Source organism: Amycolatopsis ruanii, assembly GCF_003385175.1.
In the GTDB taxonomy this organism is placed as follows: domain Bacteria; phylum Actinomycetota; class Actinomycetes; order Mycobacteriales; family Pseudonocardiaceae; genus Amycolatopsis_E; species Amycolatopsis_E thermalba.
Genome location: NZ_PQHY01000148.1, coordinates 1 through 4,381 on the forward strand (window position 1 = coordinate 1; position 4,381 = coordinate 4,381).

5 protein-coding genes are annotated in these 4,381 nt (G+C 68.5%); 3 read left to right on the forward strand and 2 right to left on the reverse strand.

Features of this window, described 5'->3' with window-relative positions; genetic code table 11:
- Window positions 1-190: 190 nt before the first annotated feature.
- Complete coding sequence (locus tag D0D28_RS35085; protein WP_094004418.1) at window positions 191-973, reverse strand: SDR family NAD(P)-dependent oxidoreductase; 783 nt, start codon at window positions 971-973, stop codon at window positions 191-193.
- A 109-nt stretch (window positions 974-1,082) separates the two neighbouring features.
- On the opposite strand from D0D28_RS35085, the gene D0D28_RS35090 reads away from it, so the two are divergent.
- Window positions 1,083-1,718 carry a TetR/AcrR family transcriptional regulator gene (locus tag D0D28_RS35090; RefSeq protein WP_094004419.1) on the forward strand — a complete coding sequence of 212 codons (636 nt, stop codon included), beginning with the start codon at window positions 1,083-1,085 and terminating at the stop codon, window positions 1,716-1,718.
- A 28-nt stretch (window positions 1,719-1,746) separates the two neighbouring features.
- Here the strand turns inward: D0D28_RS35090 and D0D28_RS35095 are convergent, their stop codons facing one another.
- On the reverse strand, window positions 1,747-2,067 hold the full coding sequence (locus tag D0D28_RS35095; RefSeq protein ID WP_116115506.1) for a hypothetical protein: 321 nt from the start codon (window positions 2,065-2,067) through the stop codon (window positions 1,747-1,749).
- Between the two features lie 31 nt (window positions 2,068-2,098).
- Between D0D28_RS35095 and D0D28_RS35100 the strand changes: the two genes are divergently transcribed.
- Complete coding sequence (locus D0D28_RS35100) at window positions 2,099-2,425, forward strand: hypothetical protein (RefSeq protein WP_094004421.1); 327 nt, start codon at window positions 2,099-2,101, stop codon at window positions 2,423-2,425.
- Between the two features lie 89 nt (window positions 2,426-2,514).
- Window positions 2,515-3,858 (forward strand): cryptochrome/photolyase family protein, encoded by a 1,344-nt coding sequence (locus tag D0D28_RS35105; protein ID WP_094004422.1) that lies wholly within the window; start codon window positions 2,515-2,517, stop codon window positions 3,856-3,858.
- Window positions 3,859-4,381: the final 523 nt, after the last annotated feature.

Sequence of the window (4,381 nt, forward strand, 5' to 3'; positions counted from 1 at the left end):
CCGCGCCCGATGGACGATGCGCTGGAAACCCGTACTCAACGCCTTCGCCATCACCTTCGGTGACCGCTGGCCGGCCGCCGAAACCTACTAACCGAACCGCCAGAAACACCGATCACGGGATAGACCCCCACCGGGCCCCCGCAGAAACCCAGCCGGACCGACGGGGCGCTCAGGGCGGCTGGTGATTCGGTCACGCCGCCGTCGTGTCGGGCTGCAGGGCGGGGCCGAGCAGGAGCCCGCCGTCCGCGACGAACTCCGAGCCCGTGACGAATGAGGCGTCGGCCGAGGTGACGTAGAGGAGCAGAGCGGTGATGTCGGCCGGGGTGCCCAACCGCGGGATGGCGTACGGCTCGGGCGAGAAGAAGTCCGCGATGGGCGGCTGGCCCGCGATCGGCTCGCTGATCAACGGGGTGGAGATGACGCCGGGGTGGATGGAGTTGACCCGGATGCCGTCCCGGCCCAGCTCCAGCGCGGCGGTCCTGGTGAGCCCGCGCAGCGCCCATTTGCTGGCGACGTAGGGCGCGTAGAGCGACGTGCCGACGTGGGCCATCGTGGAGGCGATGTTGACGATCACTCCGCCGCCGTTGCGGCGCAGTGACGGGGTCACGGCCTTGATGCCGAGGAACGCGCCGGTGAGGTTGACGTCGAGAATGCGGTCCCAGACCCGCCGTTCGATCGCCTCGATCGGCACTGCGGGGTTCTGGACGCCGGCGTTGTTGACCAGCACCGCGATCGGCCCGAAATGGCGTTCGGTCTCGGTGACCGTCGCGGCCCAGGCGTCCTCATCGGTGACGTCCAGGCGGACGAACAGTGCCCGCTCGCCGAGTTCGGCGGCGAGTTCTTCGCCCGGCCCTTCGGAGAGCGCGGCGATGACGACGTTCGCCCCCTCCTCGTGGTAGGCCCGGACGTGGCTGGCGCCCTGCCCGCCGGTGCCGCCGGTGACGAGAACGGTGTGCTTGTCGAAGCGTCCCATGACGCGGTCCTCTCTACAAACGGAGGTGAGTCGAGTGACTCACCTCGCCACCAAGCTACGTCCACGACAGGTGGTGAGTCAAGTGACTCGTCTCGCGTAGGATGCGTCCATGACGACGGAGTCTTCGACCTACCACCGGCGCGTCGCCGAGCAGAAGCGGGCAGCCATCATCGAGGCGGCCACCCGACTGTTCCTCGACGGCGGGTACGCCGGCACGTCGTTGGCCAAGGTCGCCGAGGCAGCTGGGGTGTCGAAGGCGACCCTGTTCAAGCAGTTCCCGACCAAGGCGGCGCTGTTCGACGCGATCGTGACGGAGTCCTGGAAGGTCGAGGACGAAGGCGACCTCCGCCCACCGACGGGCGACCTGCGGGCGGGCCTGACTGCGATCGGCCGCCGGTACGTTGCCCTCCTTACCCGGCCCGGCATGGCGGCCCTCTTCCGCATCGTCATCGCCGAGCTGCCACGCTTCCCCGAGTTGGGCGAGGCCCACTTCGAGCGCGGCAAGATGCCCTACTTCGACTCGGTACGCCGGTATCTCGACACCGAGAAAGCCCTAGGAACGGCCAAGCTGGACGACACGGAGCTGGCAGCTACCCAGTTTCTCGGGATGATCTCCAACTACGTCTTCTGGCCCCGGATGCTGCTCATGAACTGGTCTCCCGACGACGCATCGATGGCACACGTCGTGGACGAGGCCGTACTGATGATGGAAGCCAGATACGGCGTCGCGAACACCACCAACTGAAGCGGCAGGCGCCGTGTGTGAAGGTTGGTCAGCGGGCCGGCAAATAGTGCTCCGATCGAAACAGCTGCTCGGGGTTCTCCGACCCGAGCCGGTCCCGGGTCAGGCGCTCGGCGAACCCGAGGAAGTCCGCCGAGTGGCGCGGAACCATGAACGGCTGCCGCATGAACCAGCGGCTCTCCCGGCCCAGCCCGGGCACGCGGTGCCGACCCCACCGGAACCCGAAGTACCGCAGGATCCACCACGGCACGCTGAGCGCGACCTTGCTCCAGCCGCCCGCCGGCACGTGCTCGACCGCCGCGTCCGCCCCGTCCGGTCCGCGCTGCCCGGTCCAGTCGCGCAGCAACCGCACGATCGGCCGGTCGCCCTTGCGCGAGCCGGTAGTGGTCGAAGTGCTTGAGGTGGCCGTGGCCGAACGCGTCCGCGCCGAGGCGGTCGTACAGCTCTTCCAGCAGCGGCAGGACCGCCGGGTTGCGCACGGCGCCGGCGTCGAGGTAGGCGTGCGGGACCTGGCGGAGCTCGACGTCCAGCTGGGCGCCCGGCCGGGGCAGGAACGTCACCGAACCCGGTTTGCGGAGCAGGCAGACCAGGGGGAGCGGCACGTCGCCGCGGACGCGGAGCTCCGGGCCAAACAGCGTCCGGACCCGGCCGACCAGGGCATGGGCGCCCACGAACACGGGGTTCTCCGGTGTCTGCCGCACATGATCTAGACGTACGCACGGTCACCGGCGTTCCTGGCCGAGTAGTCGCCGAGCCGGATTGACCCGGATCGCCTAGAGTCGGACCGGTGGGTACCGCCTTGTTATGGTTTCGGCGCGATTTGCGGTTGGCCGACCTGCCCGCCCTGCTGAGCGCGAGCGAACGCGCCACCCGGGTACTCGCGCTGTACGTGCTGGATGAAGCGCTGCTGAAGCCAGCGGGCAGGCCACGGCAGGCGTTCCTGTACGGGTGCCTGGAGTCGCTGGCGGAGAGCCTGGACGGGCGGCTGATGGTGGTGCACGGCGATCCCGTGCGCGAGGTGCCGCGAGTGGCCCGGTCGATCGGTGCGGGCAGCGTGCACGTCAGCACCGACACCGGGCCGTACGGACGCCGCCGGGACCGGGCGGTGGCCGAGGCGCTGGGGGAGATCGAGTGGGTCGAGTGCGGTTCGTCCTACGCCGTGACCCCGGGCCGCATCACCAAACCGGACGGCGAGCCGTACCGGGTGTTCAGCGCGTTCTACCGGGCCTGGTGCCGGCACGGGTGGCGCGCCCCGGCCGCGCGGTCCGAAGTGGACTGGCTCGAACCGGAGGAACCGTTTCGCCTGCCCGGAATCCCCGACCTGGGCTCGATGTCCCTGCCGCGCCCGGGCGAGGCTGCCGCGCGTGAGGCGTGGGAGAGGTTCCTCGACGGCGGTCTGGACGGTTACGCGACCGACCGCGACCGCCCCGACCGGCCCGCCACGACGCGGCTGTCGCCGTACCTGCGCTGGGGCTGCATCCACCCGCGCACGCTGCTGGCCGGTCTGGATGCGGTGCGTGGCAAGGACGCCGAGTCGCTGCGCAGCGAGCTGGCGTGGCGCGAGTTCTACGCGGACGTGCTGTACCACCGCCCGGAAACCGCGCGGCGGAACTACGACAGCCGGTTCGACGAGCTGGAGTACGACACCGACCTGGACGCTTTCGAGCGGTGGCGCACGGGCCGGACGGGCTACCCGATCGTCGACGCGGGGATGCGGCAGCTGCTCGCGGAGGGCTGGATGCACAACCGGGTGCGGATGATCGTGGCGAGTTTCCTGGTCAAGGACCTGCACCAGCCGTGGTGGCTGGGCGCGCGGCACTTCATGAACAGTTTGGTTGATGGCGACCTGGCGTCCAACCAGCTGAACTGGCAGTGGGTGGCGGGCACGGGAACGGACCCGGCGCCGTTCTTCCGCGTCTTCAACCCCACCACCCAGGGCGAAAAGTTCGACCCGAACGGCGACTACGTGCGACGGTACGTGCCGGAACTACGGGAGATTCCAGGGAAAGCCGTGCACCAACCCTGGAAGTTGCCGCACCCCCCGAAGAACTACCCGTCCCCGATGGTGGACCACGCGGAGGAACGAAAGGTAGCGCTAACCCGCTTCAACGCAATCAACCAGAGCGCGCAGCGCAGCCTTTGAACCCAAGGTAGCTGGGTGGTCATCCCGTCGCCTGACACGTGACGATCACTTTGAGCCAGGCCCGCAACCCGGGCTCTCTCCCGCGGCCGAACATGCCAACCTTGCGGGCCTGGCTCAAAGTGATATGCACAAACCGGAAGGCGACGGGATGACCACCCGGCGACCACCCACCCGAGGTGAGGTGCCTGCATTCCCCCGTCATCCCGGAGCCTGCCCGTCCGGCGAGGACATCTTTTGATCTTTAGAGGTGACGTTGGGCAGGCGAAGAGCCCGCCCTACGGGCGGAGGCGCCTACGGCGCCGGAAGGTCACCTTCCGACCACCCCCGCCCCCGATGCCTGATTGTGTTTCAGTCGCCGAGCAGTCGTGTCAAGGCGGGAAAGTGATGTGCTCCGAAAATCTCGGACGCGGCTCAAGCGGACTGTATCACGCAACCTGCTGATTGGTGAACCATTCGTCGAGCACTTCGATCGGTGGTCGATATCCCAGCGCTGAATGTAGTCGGCGTGTGTTGTAGAAGCCTT